The 23665-nt window shown below is 63.5% G+C and carries 22 protein-coding genes; 9 read left to right on the forward strand and 13 right to left on the reverse strand.

Features of this window, described 5'->3' with window-relative positions:
- Positions 1–73: 73 nt before the first annotated feature.
- The 5 genes from DNJ95_RS00905 to DNJ95_RS00925 form a co-directional block, all read right to left on the reverse strand.
- Positions 74–847, reverse strand: coding sequence for a ParA family protein (locus DNJ95_RS00905; RefSeq protein WP_131182843.1), 774 nt, complete (start codon positions 845–847; stop codon positions 74–76).
- Between the two features lie 90 nt (positions 848–937).
- The gene (locus tag DNJ95_RS00910; protein ID WP_131182844.1) at positions 938–1732 is read right to left on the reverse strand and encodes a thymidylate synthase; all 795 of its coding nucleotides are present in this window, start codon (positions 1730–1732) and stop codon (positions 938–940) included.
- Entirely contained in the window at positions 1729–2532 is an 804-nt protein-coding gene (gene lgt / locus DNJ95_RS00915) for a prolipoprotein diacylglyceryl transferase (RefSeq protein WP_131182845.1), read from the reverse strand. The genes DNJ95_RS00910 and lgt overlap by 4 nt, the downstream gene beginning before the upstream one ends.
- Positions 2533–2710: 178 nt before the next feature.
- Positions 2711–4984, reverse strand: coding sequence for a phosphoenolpyruvate--protein phosphotransferase (gene ptsP, locus DNJ95_RS00920; RefSeq protein WP_131182846.1), 2274 nt, complete (start codon positions 4982–4984; stop codon positions 2711–2713).
- Between the two features lie 32 nt (positions 4985–5016).
- On the reverse strand, positions 5017–5484 hold the full coding sequence (locus DNJ95_RS00925) for an RNA pyrophosphohydrolase (RefSeq protein WP_181953361.1): 468 nt from the start codon (positions 5482–5484) through the stop codon (positions 5017–5019).
- Between the two features lie 175 nt (positions 5485–5659).
- On the opposite strand from DNJ95_RS00925, the gene DNJ95_RS00930 reads away from it, so the two are divergent.
- Entirely contained in the window at positions 5660–6313 is a 654-nt protein-coding gene (locus tag DNJ95_RS00930) for a histidinol-phosphatase (RefSeq protein WP_131182847.1), read from the forward strand.
- Positions 6314–6436: 123 nt separating this feature from the next.
- On the opposite strand, the gene DNJ95_RS00935 is transcribed toward DNJ95_RS00930, so the two are convergent.
- Both DNJ95_RS00935 and ilvA read right to left on the reverse strand, forming a co-directional pair.
- Positions 6437–6877 (reverse strand): DUF2269 family protein, encoded by a 441-nt coding sequence (locus DNJ95_RS00935; RefSeq protein ID WP_131182848.1) that lies wholly within the window; start codon positions 6875–6877, stop codon positions 6437–6439.
- A 21-nt stretch (positions 6878–6898) separates the two neighbouring features.
- Complete coding sequence (gene ilvA / locus DNJ95_RS00940; protein ID WP_131182849.1) at positions 6899–8413, reverse strand: threonine ammonia-lyase, biosynthetic; 1515 nt, start codon at positions 8411–8413, stop codon at positions 6899–6901.
- Positions 8414–8680: 267 nt separating this feature from the next.
- Here ilvA and rpiA point away from each other — a divergent pair, with 267 nt between their 5' ends.
- The 5 genes from rpiA (at position 8681) to DNJ95_RS00960 (ending at position 11708) form a co-directional block, all read left to right on the forward strand.
- Positions 8681–9358, forward strand: a complete 678-nt coding sequence (gene rpiA, locus DNJ95_RS00945; protein ID WP_131182850.1) for a ribose-5-phosphate isomerase RpiA — start codon at positions 8681–8683, stop codon at positions 9356–9358.
- Between the two features lie 221 nt (positions 9359–9579).
- A complete protein-coding gene (locus DNJ95_RS00950; RefSeq protein WP_131182851.1) occupies positions 9580–10089 on the forward strand; it encodes a sigma-70 family RNA polymerase sigma factor in 510 nt (169 codons plus the stop codon).
- Position 10090: 1 nt separating this feature from the next.
- Positions 10091–10705: a FecR domain-containing protein gene (locus DNJ95_RS19380; protein WP_242671865.1), complete on the forward strand. Its 615-nt coding sequence runs from the start codon at positions 10091–10093 to the stop codon at positions 10703–10705.
- The gene (locus DNJ95_RS19385; RefSeq protein WP_242671864.1) at positions 10671–11051 is read left to right on the forward strand and encodes a FecR family protein; all 381 of its coding nucleotides are present in this window, start codon (positions 10671–10673) and stop codon (positions 11049–11051) included. The genes DNJ95_RS19380 and DNJ95_RS19385 overlap by 35 nt, the downstream gene beginning before the upstream one ends.
- Positions 11052–11213: 162 nt before the next feature.
- Entirely contained in the window at positions 11214–11708 is a 495-nt protein-coding gene (locus tag DNJ95_RS00960) for a secretin and TonB N-terminal domain-containing protein (RefSeq protein WP_131182852.1), read from the forward strand.
- A gap of 67 nt (positions 11709–11775) precedes the next feature.
- On the opposite strand, the gene DNJ95_RS00965 is transcribed toward DNJ95_RS00960, so the two are convergent.
- Positions 11776–12684 carry an Rpn family recombination-promoting nuclease/putative transposase gene (locus DNJ95_RS00965; RefSeq protein WP_131182853.1) on the reverse strand — a complete coding sequence of 303 codons (909 nt, stop codon included), beginning with the start codon at positions 12682–12684 and terminating at the stop codon, positions 11776–11778.
- 296 nt (positions 12685–12980) lie between these two features.
- On the opposite strand from DNJ95_RS00965, the gene DNJ95_RS00970 reads away from it, so the two are divergent.
- The gene (locus DNJ95_RS00970) at positions 12981–14462 is read left to right on the forward strand and encodes a DASS family sodium-coupled anion symporter (RefSeq protein ID WP_131182854.1); all 1482 of its coding nucleotides are present in this window, start codon (positions 12981–12983) and stop codon (positions 14460–14462) included.
- 78 nt (positions 14463–14540) lie between these two features.
- Here DNJ95_RS00970 and DNJ95_RS00975 read toward each other — a convergent pair whose 3' ends face one another.
- The 4 genes from DNJ95_RS00975 to pbpG all read right to left on the reverse strand — a co-directional run bounded on the left by DNJ95_RS00975 (position 14541) and on the right by pbpG (position 20625).
- The gene (locus DNJ95_RS00975; RefSeq protein ID WP_131182855.1) at positions 14541–15608 is read right to left on the reverse strand and encodes an HD domain-containing phosphohydrolase; all 1068 of its coding nucleotides are present in this window, start codon (positions 15606–15608) and stop codon (positions 14541–14543) included.
- On the reverse strand, positions 15605–17563 hold the full coding sequence (locus DNJ95_RS00980) for a hybrid sensor histidine kinase/response regulator (RefSeq protein WP_165491553.1): 1959 nt from the start codon (positions 17561–17563) through the stop codon (positions 15605–15607). The genes DNJ95_RS00975 and DNJ95_RS00980 overlap by 4 nt, the downstream gene beginning before the upstream one ends.
- 88 nt (positions 17564–17651) lie before the next feature.
- Positions 17652–19379 (reverse strand): cation:proton antiporter domain-containing protein, encoded by a 1728-nt coding sequence (locus tag DNJ95_RS00985; protein ID WP_131182857.1) that lies wholly within the window; start codon positions 19377–19379, stop codon positions 17652–17654.
- 319 nt (positions 19380–19698) lie between these two features.
- Positions 19699–20625, reverse strand: coding sequence for a D-alanyl-D-alanine endopeptidase (pbpG, locus tag DNJ95_RS00990; protein WP_131182858.1), 927 nt, complete (start codon positions 20623–20625; stop codon positions 19699–19701).
- Positions 20626–20917: 292 nt separating this feature from the next.
- Here pbpG and DNJ95_RS19390 point away from each other — a divergent pair, with 292 nt between their 5' ends.
- Positions 20918–21121 carry a PA3496 family putative envelope integrity protein gene (locus DNJ95_RS19390; RefSeq protein WP_131182859.1) on the forward strand — a complete coding sequence of 68 codons (204 nt, stop codon included), beginning with the start codon at positions 20918–20920 and terminating at the stop codon, positions 21119–21121.
- Here the strand turns inward: DNJ95_RS19390 and DNJ95_RS01000 are convergent.
- Positions 21069–22037 carry a LysR family transcriptional regulator gene (locus DNJ95_RS01000; RefSeq protein ID WP_131182860.1) on the reverse strand — a complete coding sequence of 323 codons (969 nt, stop codon included), beginning with the start codon at positions 22035–22037 and terminating at the stop codon, positions 21069–21071. The genes DNJ95_RS19390 and DNJ95_RS01000 overlap by 53 nt on opposite strands.
- Positions 22038–22242: 205 nt before the next feature.
- Here DNJ95_RS01000 and DNJ95_RS01005 point away from each other — a divergent pair, with 205 nt between their 5' ends.
- Positions 22243–23658, forward strand: coding sequence for an acetyl-CoA carboxylase biotin carboxylase subunit (locus DNJ95_RS01005; RefSeq protein WP_131182861.1), 1416 nt, complete (start codon positions 22243–22245; stop codon positions 23656–23658).
- Positions 23659–23665 lie beyond the last annotated feature (7 nt).

Below are 23665 nucleotides of genomic sequence, written 5' to 3' on the forward strand. Positions count from 1 at the left end.
GGCGACCGTGCTCACCGCCAGATGATAGCGAAGAGCTTTCCGAGGTGCGCGGCGCACCCCATGCGCCTCGGGCTCAGGATGCCTCGTCCAGCAGGTCATGCAGCTCGACGAACTGCTGGGTAAGCTTGTGCTTGGGATCGAACTGGATCAGTGGAACGCTGGCCTGGTGCGACTCACGCATCCGCACCGAACTCATCAGGTGCACCGGCAGCACCGGCAGGCCTTCGGCGATCAGTTCATCGATCATCTGCTGCGGCAGCGCCGCACGCGGCTGGAACTGGTTGACCACGATGCCCTCGACCCGCAGATCCTCGTTGTGGTCCTCCTTGAGTTCCTCGATCTCCGCCAGCAGCCCGTACAGCGCCTGGCGGGAGAAAGCATCGCAATCGAAGGGGATCAGGCAGCGGTCCGCGGCGATCAGCGCGGAAACCGTATAGAAGTTGAGCGCTGGTGGCGTATCTATGTAAATCCGCTCGTACTCTTCGGTCAGGCTGTCGAGCAGTTTGCGCAACTTGTTGATCTTGTGCTTCGCCTCGAGCTTGGGCTGCAGATCGGCCAGTTCCGCCGAGGCGCTGATCAGGTGCAGGTTGTCGATCGCAGTCTCGTGGATGGTAGGACGCGCCTTCTTCGCCGCCGGACTGGTGGACAGTATCAGCTTGAAGAAGTCCGCAATGCCGACAGGGATGTCATCCCCCGTCAGGCCGGTCAGGTAGTGGGTGGAATTGGCTTGCGCATCCAGGTCCACCAGCAAAGTGCGGTATCCCTGGGAAGCACTGACTGCCGCCAGATTGCAGGCGATACTGGACTTGCCAACCCCCCCCTTCTGATTGAACACAACCCTGCGCATTTCGACCCCTCCCGTAATATCCCTTCGCTCCATCCTACACCAATGGAATGACAAAACGATGACATCGACAAGACGGTTCGGTTCGGTCCATCAAACCGCGACGGGCGCCTTGATATGCGGATAAGCCTGGTAGTCAAGCAGTTCGAAGTCCTCGAAACGAAACTCCAGCAGTTCGCCGACCTCCGGATTCAACCACATACGCGGCAGTGGTAGCGGCTCTCGCGACAACTGCAGGTCAGCCTGCTGCAAATGATTGGCATACAGATGACAGTCACCACCGGTCCAGATGAACTCACCCGGCCGCAGCCCGCAGACCTGGGCCACCATCATCGTCAGCAACGCATAGCTGGCGATATTGAAGGGCACCCCGAGGAAGATATCCGCCGAACGCTGGTAGAGCTGGCAACTGATACGCCCGTCGGCCACATAGAACTGGAACAGCGCATGGCAGGGCGGTAGCGCCATCTGCTCGACCAGCGCCGGGTTCCAGGCCGATACGATCAGACGACGCGAATCCGGATTGCGCCGGATCATCTCGATCAGCCTGCCGATCTGGTCGATGGACTCGCCATTCGGCGCCGGCCAGCTACGCCACTGGTAGCCGTAGACCGGGCCGAGATCGCCGTTCTCGTCGGCCCACTCGTCCCAGATGCTGACGCCGTTGTCCTTCAGGTAGCCGATATTGGTGTCGCCTTGCAGGAACCACAGCAGTTCGTGAATGATCGAGCGCAGGTGGCACTTCTTGGTGGTCACCAGGGGAAAGCCGTCCGCCAGGTCGAAGCGCATCTGGTAGCCGAACACGCTGTAGGTGCCAGTCCCGGTGCGATCGCTCTTGAAGGTACCGTGCTCGCGCACATGACGCATCAGCTCGAGATACTGCTTCACCGTGCACCTCCCGGCACCGCATCACGGCGGTAGGCATAGACCATCAATGCCAGCCCGCCCAGGATCATCGGCAGGCACAGCACTTGCCCCATGGTCAGCCAGCCCCAGGCCAGATAGCCAAGCTGGGCATCCGGCACCCGCACGAATTCGACGATGAAACGAAAAACCCCGTAGCACACGCCGAACAGGCCGGAAACCGCCATGGTCGGACGGGGCTTGCGCGAGTAGAACCAGAGGATGGCGAACAGGGCGACACCCTCCAGCGCGAACTGATAGAGCTGCGAGGGATGGCGCGCCAGTTGCTGCGGATCGGTCGGGAACACCATGGCCCAGGGCACATCGCTGGCCTTGCCCCAGAGCTCGGCGTTGATGAAGTTGCCGATGCGCCCGGCGCCCAGCCCGATAGGCACCAGCGGCGCGATGAAGTCCATCAACTGGAAGAAGCCTTTGCCATTGCGCCGGGCAAAAACCCATGTGCACAACAACACCCCCAGCAAACCGCCATGGAAGGACATACCGCCCTTCCAGACCTGCAGGATCAGGCTGGGATCGTTCAGGTAGGCGCTCAGGTCGTAGAACAGCACATAACCGAGACGCCCGCCGACGATCACCCCCATGGCGACCCAGAACACCAGGTCGGACAGTTTCTCCCGGCTCCAGCCCGGATCGAAGGCTTGCAGACGCCGGGCCGCCAGGAACCAGGCACCGCCGATACCGACCAGATACATCAGGCCATACCAGTGGATCTGTAGCGGCCCCAGGGATACCGCCACAGGATCGATCTGCGGGTAAGGCAGCATTGGACTCTCCTCAAACGAATACCGACCGGCCCACATGACAGCGGGACGAAACGCGCATGGTAACGAAAAGTGCGGCATCCGAGCGGAGAAAAACTGCGACAGGGCCAGGGCAATCGCACGACGATACTGCCCTTGGAGCCCGCCCTCCCTCTCGTCCGGGGAGATCGCGAGCAGGCGCTCAGACCGCGGCGGAAGGATTGATCAGTCGATCCAGACCAAGCGAACGCAAGGTTTCTTGCAGCGTACTGCGGATCGCCTGCGGGCTTTCCAGTTGCATTACCTTGTCCAGCAATTCGCGGGCTACCTGCGAGCTGATCTGGCGCACCATCCATTTCACCCTGGGCAGGTTGGTGGCGTTCATCGACAGGCTGTCGAAGCCCATCGCCAGCAATAGCAGCGCCGCCGCCGGATCGCCCGCCATTTCGCCACAGATGCTGACCGGCCGGCCTTCGGCATGCGCATCCGTGACCACCCGCAACAACGCCTCCAGCACCGCCGGGTGCAGGTAATCGTACAGGTCGGCGACCCTGGGATTGTTGCGATCCACCGCCAGCAGATACTGGGTCAAGTCGTTGGAGCCGACCGAGATGAAGTCCACCATCCGCGCCAGCTCACGGGTCTGGTAGACCGCCGCCGGCACCTCGATCATCACCCCGACGGGCGGCATGCGCACATCGGTGCCCTCGTCGCGCACCTCGTTCCAGGCGCGCTGAATCAGGTGCAGCGCTTCCTCCAGCTCGCGCGTGCCGGAGATCATCGGCAGCAGGATGCGCAGGTTGTTGAGGCCTTCGCTGGACTTGAGCATGGCCCGTGTCTGCAACAGGAAGATTTCCGGATGGTCCAGCGTCACACGGATACCACGCCAGCCGAGGAAGGGGTTTTCCTCCTGGATGGGGAAGTACGGCAGGGACTTGTCGCCACCGATATCCAGGCTGCGCATGGTCACCGGCAGCGGGTGGAAAGCCTGCAACTGCTCGCGGTAGATCGCCAGTTGCTCCTTCTCGCTGGGGAAGCGCTCCTTGATCATGAAGGGCACTTCCGTGCGATACAGGCCCACTCCTTCGGCGCCCCGCTCCTGCGCCCGCACCACATCGGCCAGCAGACCGGTATTGACCCAGAGGGGAATGCGCAGGCCATCGGTGGTTTCGCAGGGCAGTTCGCGCAGCACATCGAGGCCGCGGGACAACTCGCGGTCCTGCTCGATGACCACCGCATATTTCTCGCACAGCACCTTGCCGGGATTGGTGATGATCTCGCCACGGCTGCCATCGATGATCAGCCCGATACCATCGAGCTTGGAGTACGGCAGGTCGACCGCCCCCATCACCGTGGGAATACCCATGGCCCGGGCCAGGATGGCGACGTGCGAATTGCTCGAACCCAGCACCGAAACCATTCCCACCAGCTTGCCATCGGGCACTTCGCCGAGCATGGCCGGCGTCAGTTCCTCGCTGACCAGGATGGTGTTGTCGGGATAGGTCAGCGCCTGCTGGTGGGCCTGCTGCAGATAGCCCAGCAGGCGCCGGCCGATATCGCGCACATCGGAGGCCCGCTCGCGCAGGTAGGCATCGTCCATCAGTTCGAAACGCCTGACGTGCCCGCTCACCACCCGCCGCAAGGCGCCCTGCGCCCACTGGCCGGTGCGAATGACCTTGACCACTTCACCGGCCAGCGCGGATTCGTCGAGCATCATCAGGTAGACATCGAACAGCGCCCGCTCTTCCTTGCGCATCTGCCCGGCCAGGCGCTTGGACAGCGCCCGCATATCGGCCCGCACGGCCTCCAGCGCCGCCTCGAACAGTGCCAGTTCCGCCTCGATGTTCTCCACCGACTTGTCCGGCACCACGTCCAGGTCGGCCGGCGGCAGCACCACCAGCGCGGTGCCGATGGCAGCCCCCGGCGCACCGGCGATACCCAGGAAACGCGTCTCCTGTATCCCCTTGCCCTCGCGACCGAGGCCGCGGATCGAGCCGGTCGCCTCGGCGTGGGCGATCACGCCGGCCAGCTGCGCGCTCATGGTGACGAGGAAGGCCTCCTCCCCCTCGTCGAACTGGCGGCGCTCCTTCTGCTGGATGACCAGCACCCCCATGACCCGGCGATGGTGGATGATCGGCGCACCAAGAAAGGAGGCATAACGCTCCTCGCCAGTCTCGGCGAAGTAGCGATAGCGCGGGTGTTCGGAGGCGTGCTCCAGGTTTAGCGGCTCCTCGCGGGTGCTGACCAGCCCCACCAGGCCCTCGTCGGGCGCCATGCTGACCTTGCCGATGGCACGCTTGTTCAGGCCCTCGGTGGCCATCAGCACGAAGCGCCCCGATTCCGGGTCGAGTAGATAGACCGAGCAGACCTGGCTGCCCATGGCCTCCTTGACCCTCAGCACAATGATGCCCAATGCCGCCTTCAGATCAGGGGCAGCGTTCACTTCCTGGACAATCTTGCGTAGCGTGCCGAGCATGCTCAGGGGCTTTCTCCCGTCCGACCCGCACCTCAGAGGCGCGGGGCCAATTCTTTTAAAGCGCGGCGATAAACCTCGCGCTTGAAGGTAACGACTTGTCCCAGCGGGTACCAGTAGCTCACCCAGCGCCAGTCATCGAACTCAGGCTTGCCGGTCAGGTCCATGCGGACCCGCTGATCATCGCAGAGCAGGCGTAGCAGAAACCACTTCTGTTTCTGCCCGATGCACAGCGGCTGGCTATGGGTACGTACCAGCCTTTGCGGCAGACGGTAACGCAGCCAGCCGCGCGTGCAGGCGAGGATCTTCACATCCTGCCGCTCCAGGCCGACTTCTTCGTTGAGCTCGCGGAACAATGCTTCTTCCGGGGTTTCACGGGGGTTGATACCCCCCTGGGGAAACTGCCAGGCATCCTGGTTTATCCGCCGCGCCCACAGCAACTGCCCGGCATCATTGGCCAGGATGATGCCGACATTCGGGCGGAAACCATCGGAATCGATCACGGCAGAAAACCTCAAGAACGCATGTCGCAGCATTGTTCCATAAAAAGGCCGCCAGCCGGAAGCGTGCTGAACGGGCAAGGCAGGGCTATCGCGCCATGCACGGCAAACAGCCTGCCAGCCACGGCACATTCGGCTATGCTGGCCCCTTCCGACATGCCAATCCGAGGAGCCCGCCGTGCGCCTGGCACTATTCGATCTCGACAATACCCTTCTGGCCGGCGACAGCGACCACGCCTGGGGTGACTACCTGTGCCGACGCGGTATCGTCGATGCACGGGAATACCGGGCACGCAACGATGCCTTCTACCAGGACTACCTGGCCGGGCGGCTGGACGTGCTGGCCTATCAGGACTTCTGCCAGGAAATCCTCAGTCGCCACGAGCTGGCGCAGCTCGAACAATGGCACGACGACTTCATGCGCGATTGCATCGAACCGATCATCCTGCCCAGGGGCGAAGAACTGCTGCGGCAGCACCGGGAGGCCGGCGACCGGGTCGTCATCATTACCGCCACCAATCGCTTCATCACCGCCCCCATCGCCGCGCGCCTGGGCGTCGACACACTGCTGGCCACCGAATGCGAAATGCGGGACGGGCGCTATACCGGCCGCGTGACGGATGTGCCCTGTTTCCAGGCGGGCAAGGTCACGCGCCTGGAGCGCTGGCTGGCAGAGAACGAGCACGGCCTGGAGGGCAGCCACTTCTACAGCGACTCATGGAACGACCTGCCGCTGCTTGGTCGCGTCCACCACCCAGTAGCCGTCGACCCCGACCCGAAGCTGGAAGCCGAGGCCAGGAGCAGGGGGTGGAAGGTGATAAGTCTGCGCTGACGCGCAAGCTGCAAGCTGCAAGCTGCAAGCTGCAAGCTGCAAGCTGCAAGCTGCAAGCCAGTGTGAAAGGCGCTCCAAAAATCCTGTCAAGCGCTTTCTTGCAGCTTGCCGCCGAGTTTTCCTTCAAAGCGGCTTGGCGCCCATCAGCCCCATGATCGCCAGCAACAGCAGCAGAATCAGCACCCCATACACGGCAGCCGTGCGTGGCAGTTGCGCCGGCACGGCGCCATTGCCCAGGGCTTCCCAGGCGCTCAAGCGCCCCGCCAGCAACAGCACCAGCGGAATCAGCAGGACGAACAGCAGGTTGCTCAGCAGCAGCCACAGTTGCCCCAGCGGCCAGTTCGCCAGGTGCGCCATCCACCAGCCGCTGAACGGTAATGCCAGCGCCACCAGCGTCATTGCCGGCAGCGAGGCCAGCCGTGTCCGCCGCAAGCGGCGCTGCAGCAGCTCCGGTTCGCCACGCCGCGCAGCCTTCCAGAACATCAGGATATGGGCGAACACGCCCAGCACCAGCAGGACGCCAGCGGCGCCGTGAAAGATCCTGATTGCCAGGTAATATTCCATATTCGCTCCGGGTGATCGAGGTTAGCCAAGAAACAGCTTATAGGCTGGGTTGTCGGTTTCATCCCAATAGCGGTAACCAATCTTTTCCAGTGCCGCCGCCAGCAGCGGCAGTTCATCCTCCGGCACCTGCAGGCCGGCCACCACGCGGCCATCCGCAGCGCCATGGTTGCGGTAGTGGAACATGGAGATGTTCCAGCGCCCGCCAAGCTTGTTGAGAAAGTTGAACAGGGCTCCCGGGCGCTCGGGAAACTCGAAGCGCAACACCCGCTCATCATTCACCTGCGAGGCATGCCCGCCGACCATATGGCGGATGTGCAACTTGGCCAGTTCGTTATCGGTCAGGTCGAGCACCGGGAAGCCCTGCTGCCGCAGGCTGTCCAGCAGGGCCTCGCGCGGATCGTTCTCCGGGTGCGTCTGCACGCCGACGAAGATGCTGGCCTCCTTGCCGCTGTGGTAGCGATAGTTGAACTCGGTGATCTGCCGCTTGCCGATGGCTTCGCAGAATGCCTTGAAGCTACCGGGCTGCTCGGCGATGGTCACGGCGATGATCGCCTCGCGCCGCTCGCCCAGCTCGGAACGCTCGGCCACATGACGCAGGCGGTCGAAATTGATATTGGCGCCCGAGTCGATCCCCACCAGCACCTGGCCCTGCACGCCATCGCGCTCCACGTATTTCTTGATACCGGCAACGGCCAGGGCGCCGGCAGGCTCGGTGATCGAGCGGGTATCGTCGTAGATGTCCTTGATCGCCGCGCAGATTTCATCGGTGCTGACCGTGATCACCTCATCGACGTAACGGCGGCAGACCTCGAAGGTATGCTCGCCGATCTGCGCCACGGCCACGCCGTCGGCGAACAGCCCGACCTGCTCCAGCACCGTGCGTTCGCCGTTGGCCAGCGCTACCTGCAGGCAGTTGGAGTCATCCGGTTCGACACCGATCACCCGCGTTTCCGGGTGCAGGTACTTGACGTAGGCGGCGATGCCCGCCACCAGCCCGCCACCGCCAACCGGTACGAATATCGCGTCGATCGGCCCCTGGTGCTGGCGCAGGATTTCCATCGCCACCGTGCCCTGCCCGGCGATCACATCGGGATCGTCATAGGGGTGGATATAGACGTAGCCCTTTTCCTCGACCAGCTTCAGCGAATGCGCCAGCGCCTCGGGAAAGGCATCGCCATGCAGCACCGCCTTGCCGCCACGCGCCCGCACGCCCTGGACCTTCAGTTCCGGCGTGGTGCGCGGCATGACGATGATCGCCTTGACGCCCAACTGTTTCGCGGCCAGAGCGACGCCCTGGGCATGGTTGCCGGCCGATGCCGTGACCACCCCCCGCGCACGCTCCTCGGCGCTCAGTTGCGCCAGTTTGTTGTAGGCGCCTCGAATCTTGAAGGAGAACACCGGCTGCAGGTCTTCGCGCTTGAGCAGGATCTGGTTGCCCAGGCGTTCGGAAAGCTGGCGGGCTGGCTGCAAGGGGGTTTCCTCGGCCACGTCGTAGACGCGCGAGGTGAGGATTTTCTTGACGTAGTTCTCGAGCATTGGCTGGGTCTTGGGGCATCACGGGAAGCCATCGAGTCTACTCCGCGGCAAACATCAGGACCAGCGATGCGCCCCCTCGGGGCGCGATAAAAGCGCTGGAGGCTGGACGAAAAACCGTTCGTGTTCTCAAACCAGGGCTTCTACGTCCAACTGTCCAGCCTCCAGCGCTTTTGTCGGCTCTTTGAGCACATAGCGCGACCGCCCTGATGAAACCCCGGGACGGGGGTATAATCGACCGGGACATTCCCCAACCCACCGGACCCCCCAATGACCCAGGACCAGCTCAAGCAGGCCGTCGCCCAGGCCGCCGTCGACCATATCCGCCCGCAACTGCATGACAAGAGCATCATCGGCGTGGGCACCGGCTCGACCGCCAATTTCTTCATCGAACTGCTGGCCCGGCACAAGGGCTTCTTCGATGGCGCGGTGGCCAGCTCCGAAGCGACCGCGGAGCGTCTGAAAAAGCACGGCATCCCGGTCTACGACCTGAACTCGGTGAGCGAGCTGGAGTTCTATGTCGATGGCGCCGACGAAGCCAATGCCCACCTGGAACTGATCAAGGGCGGCGGCGCAGCGCTGACCCGCGAGAAGATCGTCGCCGCAGTGGCCAGGACCTTCATCTGCATCGCCGATGGCAGCAAGCTGGTCGAGCGCCTCGGCGCCTTCCCGCTGCCGGTGGAAGTCATCCCCATGGCGCGCAGCCATGTCGCCCGACAGTTGGTACGACTAGGCGGCGACCCGGTCTATCGCGAAGGCGTGGTGACCGACAACGGCAACGTCATCCTCGACGTGCACAACCTGTCGATCGGCTTCGCACCGGAACTGGAAGCGCAGATCAACGCGATCGTCGGCGTGGTCTGCAACGGCCTGTTCGCCGCCCGCCCCGCCGACCTGCTGCTGCTCGGCACCGCCGACGGGGTCAGGACGCTGAAACAGCAGGCCTGAGCAAAGCGAGGCCATCGCGCTACATGGTTCGACGAGCCGCAGAGACCGCTCTGCAGAGGCTGGACGCTGGACGAGGAGTACAGGCTAGCTCGCGCTTTTCGTCCAGCGCATTTATCGAAGCACCTTTCCCGCCGATAACGACCCGGCATGTACCCCCTCCGGTTGCCGACGCCGCGCCAGAAGTGATATTAATTATCATTTAACCACCTGACCAGAACCCCATGCCCCAGCCCGATCCTTCTCAGCAGCGAGCCCTCCAGCAGCTCTACGAGCAGCACAACGACTGGCTGCGAAGCTGGATACGCAAGCGCATGGACTGCTCGGAGCAGGCGGCGGACCTGACCCACGACACCTTTCTGCAAGTGCTGCTCAGGCGCAAGGCCATCGAGTTGCGCGAACCGCACGCCTACTTGTCGAGCATCGCCCGCAGCCTGCTGATCGACCGCTTCCGCCGCCGGGCGCTGGAGCGGGCCTACCTGGAAGCGCTGGCCAGCCATCCCGAAACGCTCCAGCCTTCGCCGGAGAACCATAGCCTGGTCATCGAGGCCCTGCTGGAAATCGATGGCATGCTCGATGAACTGGGCCCGCGCGGGCGCGAAATCTTCCTGATGGCCCAGCTCGACGGCATGAGCTTCGTCAGCATCGGCCAGCGCCTGGGCATTTCCACCAATACCGTGCGCAAGCATTTCGTACGCGCCATGGCCCGCTGCCTGCTGCTGATCGAAGACTGACATGGCCGCCAACCTGAAGATCCTGGAAAGCGCCGCGCAGTGGTATGTCGAGCTGTACCTGCAATCGCCCGACCCGCGGACCCGGCAGGCCCATGAACGATGGCTGCACAGCGACCCACGGCACCGGCAAGCCTGGGAACGGGTGAAAAAGCTGCAGGACAAACTGGGCAACCTGCCTCCCGCGATCGCCCGCCCCGCCCTGGACAGCGCCCGCGAGAAACGCCGCGCCACACTCAAGATCCTGGCCTTGCTGCTGGCCACCGGCGGCGCGGCCAGCCTGGGCGTCTACAGCCCCCCGGTACAACGGCGCCTGGCCGACCTGCACACCGGCGTGGGCCAGCGCCTGCAACGGCAGTTGGAAGATGGCAGCCGGCTGCAACTGAACAGCGCCAGCGCCCTCGACCTGCGCTACAGCGCCAGCCTGCGCGAGCTGTACCTGCATAGCGGGGAAATCTGCATCGAAACCGCCACGGACCCGGCCGGCCGGCCCTTCCTCGTCCAGACCCCGCAAGGCACCCTGCGCGCCCTCGGCACGCGCTTCCTGGTGCGCAGCGAGGACGGCCTGACCACCCCTGGATGTGTTGCAACACGCGGTCGAGGCGCGCCCGGCAGGTAGCGGATATGCCATCCGTGTCGAAACAGGCCAGCGCCTGCGCTTCGACCGCCAGTACAGCCACCCCGTCGAACCCCTCCCGGCCCACCGCGACGCCTGGACACACGGCCAACTGATCGCCAGCGACTGGCGCCTGGGCGACTTCCTCGACGAACTGTCCCGCCATCGCCCCGGCTACCTGGGCTACGCCCCGGAAGTGGCCGAGCTGCGTATTTCCGGCGCCTTCCAGTTGGCGGACAGCGATACCGTACTCGACAACCTGAGCCATACCCTGCCGATCCGTATCCGCCGCTTCAGCCGCTACTGGACCCGGGTGGAAGCGGCACCCGGGCAATGGACGAAACCATGATCGCCGCTACCGATCTACCCGCAGATTCGCCAGGCCATGCACCGGCCAGCCCGGTCGGACAGAAAATAATCGTCCAGGGCGTTGTCGATTTCGATTCTCGTTCGACTTGGTAGTTAGAGGCGCACACAGCGCCCAGCAAGCCAACTGTCATCCGGAGAACCCATGAACGACCACAGCCCCAGAAAACGGCGCCTGCCCGCCGCCATCCACCTCGCCCTGATCGGCGCCATGAGCGGCACCGTCCTCGCCACCAGCCTGGCCACCAGCCCTGCCTGGGCACAGGATGACAGCGCCCGGTACCGCTTCGATATCCCAGTCGGGCCACTGGAAGCGGCCATCGCCCACTTCGCCAGCATCACCGGCAGCAACATCTCCTTCCAGCCCGGTACTGCCAACCAGCAGCGCAGCCCGGGCCTGCAAGGCAACCACAGCCTGCAACAGGGCCTGCAACAGTTACTGGCCGGTAGCGACCTGCAGGCGGTCGAGCTGGGCAATGGCAGCTTTACCCTGATCATGCGCGACAAGGGGCTGACACTGGAGGCAACCAGCATCACTGGCACCTCACTGAAAAATAGCGCTACCACCGAAGGAACGAACCGCAACCGATCCTCAACCCTTAACGCGATGGCCTCGCTGGGGAATCCATACATAGGATAGGTTGAGCACAAAGCGATACCCATCGGCACCGATCGGAGGGTATCGTCGCTACGCGCCTCGGCCCATCCTACCGTTTCGGAGCGACTTCTCCGCCCTCGAACACCTGCTCCAGTGTCTCGGCAGACAGGACCCGGCCAATCCAGCCCGTCAACTCATCTTCGCAGGCAGTCATCAGACGCTGCTCGATGGCCATGGGCAAGGCACCGAACTTGAGTTGCAGGAGGTTATATAGTGCACTACGCAAGCCTTCCGTCTTGCCCTCTGCCTTGCCTCTCGCTTCGGCGGCAGCTACGACGGTTCGTTCGGCATACAGGGCGCGTTCGCGGACCAGCGCCTGGTGGCGGACCAGTTCGTCGCCGGACAACGCCTGCAACTGCTGGTGGGCCTTACGGATGGCGGGGCGTTCGATCTCTTGCATGACACTTTCCTCCTGCCAGTGCTCGAGGTAGGCGATCCAGTCTGCCAGAGCGCCACCCGCTTGGGAATGCAGACGGTCGGCCTTGGGCAGCTCGACCAGATACAACTGCAGGCTGCGGTCGAAAACCACCGAGGGCCGGCGACGGTCGCACAGTTCGAATTGCCAGCAGGCCCGCTCGTCGTCGAATAGTTCGAAATCCATCAAGTGGATGCCGATCACTGGCTGCAACTGGCTGTAGTCATCGCCAGCTTGCAACTGGCGGCCCAGGTTGCGCGCCAGGTAATAAACCACGCGTGATGGCCAGCCATCGTGATTGCGTGCCTGCATCTCGATATTGAACAGTTGCCCATGCACATCGCGGGCGAGGATATCGAGGACAATGAACTTGCCGGTCAGGTCCTCGGGCAATATCTGTGGATTGAGTATCTGCACATCGACGACGGGCGGCTGGTCACTGCGCACAGCGTTGATCAAGTCCAGCAGCGAATCGGGCAAATCGGTGAAGAGTCTCTTGAAAACCAGGTCGAGTTTAGGGTCGAGTAGGGGCGCGTTGGGCATACGGGATATCCCGGACGATGGCGGATCGAACGAACTCTAACGAGAACCATCATGCATTTCCGTGAGCCCGTTCACAGTCCTGCAACAAACTTCACGTCCGAAGAAAAACGGACAGGTAAATTTCTCTCATTGAGAACTTCGGCAAGCTCGTACGCCTGTCATCTACCCCCACTGACCTGGAGTACCCTCAGCGCCACGCGACTCAAGGTATGGGCCAGAGCGATTGCTGATCTATCTCAATGGCACTCTGTGGACAACCCGCTAGAGTCGACTTTTGCCTTGTGTGAGCCTTGCCCATGAATACAGCGAATACAGCCAAACCCCTTGTGTTACGCCTGCCCTGGGGGCTGCTGGTCGGCCTGCTGGCGGCGGTCGCCATCCTGCTGCTGCCCGAGCAGAGCGACCTGCCGGTGGCCGGCCAGCGCATGCTGGCGATCCTCGCCTTCGCGGTGATCGTCTGGATCAGCGAATCGGTGTCCTACGAGGTCAGCGCCATCATCATCATGGCGCTGATGGCGTTCCTGCTCGGCAGCGCGCCGAAGATCGCCGACCCGACCCAGTTGATCGGCACCAAGGACGCCCTGGCCATGGGCCTGGCCGGCTTCGCCAACTCTGCCCTGGCGCTGGTGGCCTCGGCCCTTTTCATCGCAGCCGCCATGACCCATACCGGCCTGGACAAGCGTATCGCCCTGGCCACCCTGTCCAAGGTCGGCGCCAGCACCCACCGGGTGCTGATCGGTGCCACGGTGGTGACCATCCTGCTCAGTTTCATCGTGCCCAGCGCCACGGCACGGGTGGCCTGCATGGTGCCGATCATGATGGGCATCATCGCCGCCTTCGGCGTCGACAAGCGCTCGGCATTCGCTGGCGGCATCATGATCCTGGTGGCGCAGGCCACCAGCATCTGGAACGTCGGCATCCAGACTTCGGCGGCGCAGAACCTGCTCAGCGTCGGCTTCATGCAGAAGCTGCTCGGCGAGTCGGTGACATGGATGGACTGGCTGATCGCCGGTGCGCCCTGGAGCCTGGTGATGTCCGGCATCCTCTACTGGGTGGTCCTCAAGGTCATGCCGCCCGAGATGGATCGCATCGAAGGCGGCAAGGAAGCGGTGCGCAAGGCCCTGTCGGAACTCGGACCGATGACCGGCAACGAACGCCGCCTGCTGGCCATCAGCCTGACCCTGCTGGCGTTCTGGGCCACCGAGGGCAAGTTGCACAGCTTCGATACCGCGTCCACCACCATGGTCGGCCTGGCGCTGCTGATGATGCCAGGCATCGGTGTCATGGGCTGGAAGGAAGCCCAGGCGCGCATCCCATGGGGCACGGTGATCGTCTTCGGCGTGGGCATCAGCCTCGGCACCGCCGTGCTGTCCACCGGCGCCGGCGGCTGGCTGGCCAAGCTGATGGTGATTCATCTCGGAATGGAAGGCATGTCGCCGTTCTGGGTGTTCGCCGTGCTCGGGCTGTTCCTGATCCTGATCCACCTGGGCTTCGCCAGCGCCACCGCGCTGACCTCGGCCATGCTGCCGATCATGATCGCGCTGTTGCAGCACCTGGGCGGCGATATCAAGCCGCTGGGCATGAGCATGCTGCTGGGCTTCGTCATGAGCTTCGGCTTCCTGCTGCCGATCAACGCGCCGCAGAACATGGTGTGTATCGCCACCGATACCTTCACCTCCAAGCAGTTCCTGCGTACCGGTATCTGGCTGACCCTGGCCGGCTACCTGCTGATGCTGCTGTTCGCCGCGACCTGGTGGCGCTGGCTGGGCTGGATCTGAGAACCCGCCTTAATCCTCAAGGCGGGGAAGCCGGTACGCATGGCGCACCCTGCGGCAGGAAAGGGCGCACGAGACGACTCAGGCGCCTTCCAGCGGATCGCGATACCTGTCCTGGATCGCCAGGACCTCGGGCAGGTGCCGCATGAAGACCTCCACCACCCGTGGGTCGAGGTGCTTGCCGGCCAGTTGCTGGAGATAGGCAATCGCCTCCTCGCGGGGCCAGGCCGGCTTGTAGGGGCGAACCGAAACCAGGGCATCGAATACGTCGGCCACAGCGGCGATGCGCCCTGACTGGGGAATGTGCTCGCCGGCCAGGCCCCGTGGGTAGCCGCTGCCATCCCATTTCTCGTGGTGGCTCAGGGCGATCTCGCGCGCCAGGGTCATCAGCCTGGAGTCGTCGCCGGCGAGCAGTTCCGCGCCGATGACCGGATGCTGGCGCATGATCGCCCACTCGTCGGCATCGAGCGGGCCGGGCTTGAGCAGGATCGCGTCGGGAATGCCGATCTTGCCGAGGTCATGCATCGGGCTGGCGTGCAGCATCAGCTCGATCTCGCCCTCACTCCAGCCCAGGTGATGCGCCAGCAACGCGCTGGTGCGGCTCATGCGGATGATGTGCCGGCCAGTCTCGTTATCACGGTATTCGGCCGCGCGGCCAAGCCGCCGCACGACCTGTAGGCGGGTCTCGAGCAGTTCCCGGGTGCGCAGCCGCACCATGCCTTCGAGCACTTCCTTCTGTTCATGCAGCAGGCGCTGGGCGAGATGGGCGTCGAGCAGGTTGCGCACCCGCATGAGCAGTTCGCTACGGTCGAACGGCTTGCTGATGTAGTCCCTGGCGCCGCTGGCCAACGCCTTGAGCAGGCGGTCACGGCCATGCTCGGCGGTCAGGATGATGACCGGTGGCAACAGCGGGTCATGCAGCGCCCGTAGTTGTGCCATGACCTGGTAGCCGTCCAGGTACGGCATATTGATGTCGAGCAGGATCAGGTCCGGACGGGCATCCAGGTAGTGACGCACCACATGGCGCGGGTCCTGGACGCTGTCGAGCCGGTAGTAACCCTCGCTGGCCAGCAACTTCTCCAGCAGCTTGAGGTTGGCCGGCTCATCATCGACGATAAGAATGCGTGACTCGTCATGTGCTCGCATCATTGCCTGCCTCTCGCTCCGTCAGGTCGCAGGTAGCCGTCGATACTGGCCAGGAAACGGCCAATATCGAGCGGCTTGGTCAGGTAGTCGGAAAATCCCGCCGCCATGCCGCGATCGATATCGCGCGGCATGGCATTGGCCGAGACGGCGATCACCGGCACCTGCCGCAGTTGTGGGTACGATTTGAACACCTCCAGCACCCGATAGCCGTCCATGCCGGGCAGGTTGATGTCCAGCAGGATCAGGTCGGGAAGGTGCGCGAGTGCGAACTCGATACCCATTTCCGGCGCATGCATGGTCACCAGATTGATATGCCGCAGCTTGTCGAGTATCTGCGTCACCAGCTTGAGGTTCACCGGGTTGTCGTCGATGTAGAGGATATAGTGCCGCCCCTGCCCGACCATCTCCGCCAGCGGGCTGGCCTTCGCGGCGGCCATGGCCTGTTCCAGCGGCTGACGGGACAGCGACAGCGGCAGCTCGATCCAGAAACGGCTGCCACGGCCGGGCTCGCTTCGCACGCCGATGCGCCCGCCCATGGCTTCGATCAGCTTGCGGGTGATGATCAGGCCAATGCCGGTGCCTTCCACCACGCCACGCTCGGCGCCAAGCCTGTTGAACGGCTGGAACAGCTCGCCCAGCCGCTCGGCGCCGATACCCTCGCCAGTGTCGACCACGGCGAAATTCAGCCATTGCCCGACATGCTCCAGCTCGAGGCGCACCTCACCGCCCTCGCGGTTGTACTTGATGGCGTTCGACAGCAGGTTCAGCAGCGCCTGCTTGAGGCGCATATGATCGGCACTGACGATGACCTGCTGCGGCATATCCAGGCACAGGGCGATATTGCGGCTCTCCGCCAGCGGCTGCACCAGTTGCCGGCACTCGCGCACCAGCCCCGACAGGTCCACCGCCTCGATCGACATCGACACGTTGCCCGACTCGATACGCGCCAGGTCGAGCACTTCGTTGATCAAGCCGAGCAGGTGGTGGCCGGCCTTGAGTATCTCGTGAACGTTGTCGAGATGGTCGGCGCCGAGTGCTTCGTCGAACTCCATGATCTGCGCGAAACCGAGTATGGCGTTCATTGGCGTGCGCAACTCATGGCTCATGCTGGAGAGGAATTCGGACTTGGCGTGGTTGGCGCGCTCGGCCTCGGCCTTGGCTACCTTGAGCGCCCGCTCGGTCTCCTTCTGCCGGGTGATGTCGAGAATGGTGGTCAGGCGCAATTCGCGGCCGCCGAACTGCTGGTCACGGCCGCGCACGATGGCCGGAAAGGTACTGCCGTCCTTCCTGAGCATCTCCGATTCGTAGGGCTCGGACCATTTCTCGTCAATCAGTTGCAGGGCCATCGGCACCGCCGCCGGCCCGGTGAAGTCCATCACCGGCTGGCCGATGCCCTGCTCGCGACGGCAGCGGAACAGCTCCAGCCAGCGGTCGCTGGCATCGACGATGATGCCCCGTTCGCAGACCACCACGCCTTCCTCGACGTTGTCCAGGAAGAAGCGGTAGCGCGCCTCGCTATCGCGCAACGCCTGGTCACCGGAGCCGGCGCCTCCCCGGGAGCGCAGCGCGCTGACCAGAAGCGTCATTTCCTGCACGCTGCGTGGCTGCGGAAAGCAACAGGCGACGCCCCGTGCCTGCCAGTGAAGCTGCTGCGCGACACGGCTGTCGGCACCGCTGAAGGCTATCCACAGTGCGCAGGCTCGCCCATGGCGCGACAGCTCATCGCGCAGAGGCGGTGCCAAGCCTTCCATCCAGCCAAGCGACGCCAGCAGGATATCGCCACCGCCGACTGGTAGCGGTAACTGCTCCAGGCCGAGGCTGCGCACCAGCACCAGCCCTGGCATAGCCGAAAGGGCGGAATCCGCAAGCAGCGCCAGGGAGGCGCAGTCATCACCCAGGACGACCAGCCGCTCCGCCACCGCCCCGCCGGGGCCTGCATCGCCGCACTCCGCTGACATCAGGCCTCCTATCATTACGAATCAGCCCTGCAGGCATAATGCCATGAAGCGAGTGACACTCGGCAAGCGAATTGCTCCGGCGGACGGTTCAGTGATGGGCGTGCCCGTGCGGCTCGGAAACCCCGGCGGGAGCGAACTTGGACAGGATATGCGCCTTCATGCCGCGTGCCAGTTCCTCTTCGTCGAAGAACACCTGGCCAAGCCCTTCCTTGCGGAAGATTTCCACCGCATCGGGACTGTGGGTACGGATGACGACTTCGATATCCGGGTTCAGCGCCCGCGCCGTTTCCACCATCGGCAGCACGTTCATCGGGTCGGGCGTGGCGATCACCAGCATCGCCGCATCGGCGATGTGCGCCTGGATCAGCGTTTCCGGCGCCGCGGAGTCACCGCTGACCGCCGGGATGCCCTCGGCGCGGATGCGCTCGACGCGTTCACGATTCTGCTCGACCACCACGAAGGGGATATTGTTCTCGCTCAGGGTGCGCGTGATGCGGCGCCCCACGCGGCCATAGCCGACCACCACGACCTGGCCTTGCAGATACTTGCGCTCGGTGCTCATCGGCAGTACCGCAAGGTGGTCTTCACGCTGTTCCAGCTTGCGTGCGAAGGAGGAGCGGCGCAGCGCCAGTTCCTTGAAGGGCTTGATCAGGCCGAATACCGCCGGGTTGAGTGCAATCGAGATCAGCGCCCCCGCCAGCACCAGGCTGAGGCCTTCCTGCGGCATCAGTCCCAGGGAAATGCCCAGGCCGGCCAGGATGAAGGAGAACTCGCCGATCTGCGCCAGGCTCGCCGCCACGGTCAGCGAGGTGTTCAGCGGATAGCGCAGCGCCAGCACCAGCACGGCGGCCGCCAGGGTCTTGCCGACCACGATGATGCCGACCACCGCCAGCACATGCAGCGGCTCCTCGATCAACACCAGCGGGTCGAACAGCATGCCGACCGAAACGAAGAACAGCACCGCGAACGCATCGCGCAACGGCAGGGATTCCTCCGCCGCCCGGTGGCTGAGGTCGGACTCGCGCATCACCATGCCGGCGAAGAAGGCGCCGAGCGCGAAGGACACATGGAACAGCGCCGCCGCGCCATAGGCGATACTGATGGCCGCGGCGATCACCGACAGGGTGAACAGCTCGCGCGAACCGGTCTTGGCCACCTGCAGCAGCAGCCAGGGCAGCAGGCGCCGACCGGCCACCAGCATCACCACGACGAAGCCGGCCACCAGCAACAGGGTCTTGCCCAGGGTGTACCACAGCGGATGCGCTTCGGCTTCCGGCTGCACGTTGCCACCCAGTACGCCGGCCAGCGGCGGCAGCAACACCAGCACCAGCACCGTCGCCAGGTCCTCCACCACCAGCCAGCCGACCGCGATACGGCCATTCATCGAGTCGAGAATGCCCCTGGATTCGAGCGCCTTGAGCAGCACCACGGTACTGGCGCAGGACAATGAAAGACCGAAGATCAGCCCCGCACCGAAGCTCCAGCCCCACCACATGGCGATACCCAGGCCCAGGGCCGTCGCCAGGCCCATCTGCACCACCGCGCCGGGCACGGCGATCTTCTTCACCGCCAGCAGATCGTTCAGGGAAAAGTGCAGGCCGACCCCGAACATCAGCAGCATCACACCGATCTCGGAAAGCTGCGAAGCCAGCTCGATATCCGCGACGAAGCCCGGCGTCGACGGGCCAAGCAGGATACCGGCGCAGAGGTAGCCGATCAGCGCTGGCAGCTTCAGCTTCTCGGCAATGAAGCCGAAGACCAGCGCCAGGCCGAACCCCCCGGCCAGGGTGGTGATGAGTGAAATATTGTGTTCCATCAGGTTTCCTCTGGCGGCCAGGCTTGCCGGGTAAAGCAGCCATAAGCTTGAAGCCGTTGTAGGGTGCGCCGCATGCACTCGCAAGCGACGAGTCGTCATCCGGTGCGAATGGCACTCTACGGAAATTCCGCTTCCGACTTATGACTGCCCCCAATATCCGTGCCGGACACCTTGCAAGGCATGATTCTAAGTTTTTTAGTGAATAACTAAATTCCGGCTTAGATCAAGAAAAATCTGAGCAGGGCGACCCGAACACGCAATTAATGCGCCAACGCCACGGCCCACACAGCACCCGGCGCGCCGCTGGCATGGGGCTCCATCATGGGGCCAGCTTGCCCGCCGATGCACTCATCTGCTGCGCTCGCTGTTGCTGCCGCTGCTTCTTGTAGCTCAGGGCCGCGACGGGCACTGGCGTCACCTTGCCGGTTTCCACCCACTTTTTCAGGCGATTGGCATCGGCCATATGGGTGTATTTGCCAAAGGCGTCCAACACCACGAACGCCACCGGCTTGCCGCCCATCACGGTGCGCATCACCAGGCAATGCCCGGCATCGTTGGTGAAACCGGTCTTGGTCAGTTGAATGTTCCAGTCCGCCTTGCGCACCAGGCCATTGGTGTTGCGAAAGCCCAGTGTGTAGTTGGGCTTGCGGAAGGCCACGGTCTTTTCATCGCTGGTGCTGAGCTGCTCGATCAGCGGATATTGCCGTGACGCCCCGAGCAGGCGCACCAGATCATTGGCGCTGGAGACGTTGCGACTGGACAGCCCGGTCGGTTCGACATAGCGCGTCTGACTCATGCCCAGTGCGCGCGCCTTGGCATTCATCGCCGCGATAAAGGCATCGTAGCCACCGGGATAATGGTGGGCCAGGCTGGCCGCCGCACGGTTTTCGGAAGACATCAGCGTCAGCAGCAGCATGTCGCGCCGGCTGATCTCGCTACCGATCCGCACCCGTGAAAACACGCCCTGCATTTCCCTGGCATCGCGGATGGTGACCGGCAGTTGCTCATCGAGCGGCAAGCCGGCATCCAGCGCCACCATCGCCGTCATCAGCTTGGTCACCGAAGCGATCGGCACCACCAGGTCAGGCTGGCTGGCGTAGAGCACCTTGCCACTGCTCAGGTCCACCAGAAGCGCACTGGAAGACGCCAGCTCCTGGGGCACCGGCGCGGGCGCCGCCATGCAAACGGGGGACGCTGCAGCCACGCAGCACAACAACAGGCCGGCCAGGGAGGTACGGATATTCACTGGAAATGGACTCGAAAATGAAGGAAAAGGGAAAACCATGGGCGCCATTCTGTACGCCACGACACATAAAAACCGCAATCTACTCTCAAAAAATTGCCAGGCGCAATTTTTGACGCCGCAACAACGACGGCCCGCAGGGGTAGCCGGGATGGCACGCTACCTGGCTGTCGACAAAGACTTGCGATGAACGGTGCCGAAACGGGAAGACTCTGCACCGATCTGCAAAAAACCTGTCATCAGCCGGTCATACCCCACCGCCACAGTGGAAGCTCTTCATTGCGGAGAACATTCCATGTCCACCAGCCAGTCCCAATCATTCGCCCATGACCGCCGGACCCGCCGCCAACAGGAAGACCTGCAACGCATGCGGTTCCGCCGGGCCATCGAAGACTATTGCGAGCGGCAACGGTTGAGCCGTGAGATCAGCGATTTCGATGATATTTTCAAGTCGGAATTCCTGCCTCAGGCAACCGGGCAGTACCGGAAAAGCGCGTAGCCAGTGCACTGATCTGCGCGCGCTCTTCGCGGATGAAACCGAAGAACGCCTGGGCCACCGGACTCAGGCGCTTGCCTCGCACATGCACGACACACCAACTGCGGTACAACGGCAGTTCGGCGACCGGCAACTCGCGCAACAGGCCATGGCGCAGTTCCAGGTGCACCGCGTGACGCGGCAACAATGCCAGCCCGAGGCCGGCGGCCACCGCCTCGCGCTGGGCGTCCAGCGAGCCGATCTCCAGTGTCTGGGGAAAATGCGCACGCTGCTGGTGACAGTATTCCTCGCAGGCACGGCGCGTGCCCGAGCCTTTCTCGCGGACCAGCAATGGGTAAGCGGTCAGATCCTGCAAATGCAGCTCTCCCTCATCGCACAACGGGTGCTCCAGCGAAGCCACCGCCACGATCGGGTTATTGAGGAAGGGCATGAACTCCAGCGCCATGTCCTGCGGCACCTGGCTCATGATCAGCAGGTCGTCACGGCTCAGGCTCAGCCGGCGCACCGCCTGGGCATGATTGACCACCGTCAGGTTCAGGCTGACATCGGGGTATCTGCGGCGAAACGCGGCGAACAGATGTGGAATGAAATATTTCGCACTGGACTCCACGCACAGGTCGAGCTGCCCCTGCAATGAACCCTGCAGGTCCGAGAGCTGCATATCCAGGCTTTCCAGCCGGTCGAAGATATCGCCGCTGGCCCGCAGCAGCGCCTCGGCGGCCTCGGTCAGGTAGAGCTTCTTGCCCACGTATTCGAACAGCGGCTGGCCGATCAACTCTTCCAATTGGCGGATCTGCAGGCTGACGGCCGGCTGGGTCAGCGCCATCTGCTCGGCGGCACGGCTGTAGGAGCGGCTTTCACACACGGCGCGGAATACCTGCAACTGCCGCAAGGTAATGCGCATCAGGCTTTTCCGCATCTTCACACCTCTTTTCGATACCCCCACAGGCCCTCTGGCAAGCGGGATTCGCGAATATATAAGTTTTTACTTATCCATAATCAAACAATTATTCATTTTCTATAATCAGCCCCTCGGGAGTAGGGTAAAAACCCGACGCCAACCCGGCGTATGAACCATCGGCCCGAAGTACGGGTCACCCGCTCACTGATCCGAGGACGACAACGTGATCAAGAAGCTGCTGATCGCCAACCGAGGGGAAATCGCCGTCCGTATCGTGCGTGCCTGCGCCGAGATGGGTGTGCGCTCGGTGGCGGTCTACTCAGAAGCGGACCGTCATGCCCTGCACGTCAAGCGTGCCGACGAGGCCCACTGCATCGGTGAAGACCCGCTGGCCGGTTACCTGAACCCACGCAAGCTGGTCAACCTGGCAGTGGAAAGCGGTTGCGATGCCTTGCATCCGGGCTATGGCTTTCTTTCCGAAAACGCCGAGCTGGCGGAAATCTGCGCCGAACGCGGGGTCCGCTTCGTCGGCCCGTCCGCCGAAGTGATCCGTCGCATGGGCGACAAGACCGAAGCCCGTCGCAGCATGATCAAGGCCGGCGTGCCGGTCACGCCCGGCACCGAAGGCAATGTCGCCGACCTCGCCGAGGCGCTGCGCGAAGGTGATCGCATCGGCTACCCGGTGATGCTCAAGGCCACCTCCGGCGGCGGCGGCCGCGGTATCCGCCGCTGCAACAGCCGTGATGAGCTGGAGCAGGCCTACCCACGGGTGATTTCCGAGGCGACCAAAGCGTTCGGCTCCGCCGAAGTATTCCTGGAAAAGTGCATCGTCAATCCCAAGCACATAGAAGCGCAGATACTCGCCGACAGCTTCGGCAACACCGTGCACCTGTACGAGCGGGACTGCTCGATCCAGCGCCGCAACCAGAAGCTCATCGAGATCGCTCCCAGCCCGCAGCTCACCCCCGAGCAGCGCGCCTACGTCGGCGACCTGGCGGTCCGCGCGGCCCAGGCGGTCGGCTACGAAAACGCCGGCACCGTGGAATTTCTGCTCGCCGATGGCGAGGTGTACTTCATGGAGATGAACACCCGGGTACAGGTGGAGCACACCATCACCGAGGAAATCACCGGCATCGACATCGTCCGCGAGCAGATCCGCATCGCCTCGGGCCTGGAGCTGTCGGTCAAGCAGGAAGACATCCAGTACCGTGGCTACTCGCTGCAGTTCCGTATCAACGCCGAGGACCCGCGCAACAACTTCCTGCCCTGCTTCGGCAAGATCACCCGCTACTACGCCCCCGGCGGCCCCGGCGTGCGCACCGACACGGCGATCTACACCGGCTACACCATTCCGCCCTACTACGACTCCATGTGCCTGAAGCTGGTGGTCTGGGCGCTGACCTGGGAAGAGGCCCTGGCACGGGGCTCCCGTGCACTGGACGACATGCGCGTGCAGGGGGTCAAGACCACGGCCACCTACTACCAGCAGATCCTCGCCAACTCGGACTTCCGTAGCGGCCGCTTCAATACCAGCTTCGTCGATGAACATCCGCAACTGCTGAACTACTCGATCAAACGCAAGCCGGGCGAACTGGCCCTGGCCATCGCCGTCGCCATCGCCGCGCATGCCGGCCTTTAAAGCAGTG

The organism is Stutzerimonas kirkiae (assembly GCF_004327335.1).
GTDB lineage: Bacteria > Pseudomonadota > Gammaproteobacteria > Pseudomonadales > Pseudomonadaceae > Stutzerimonas > Stutzerimonas kirkiae.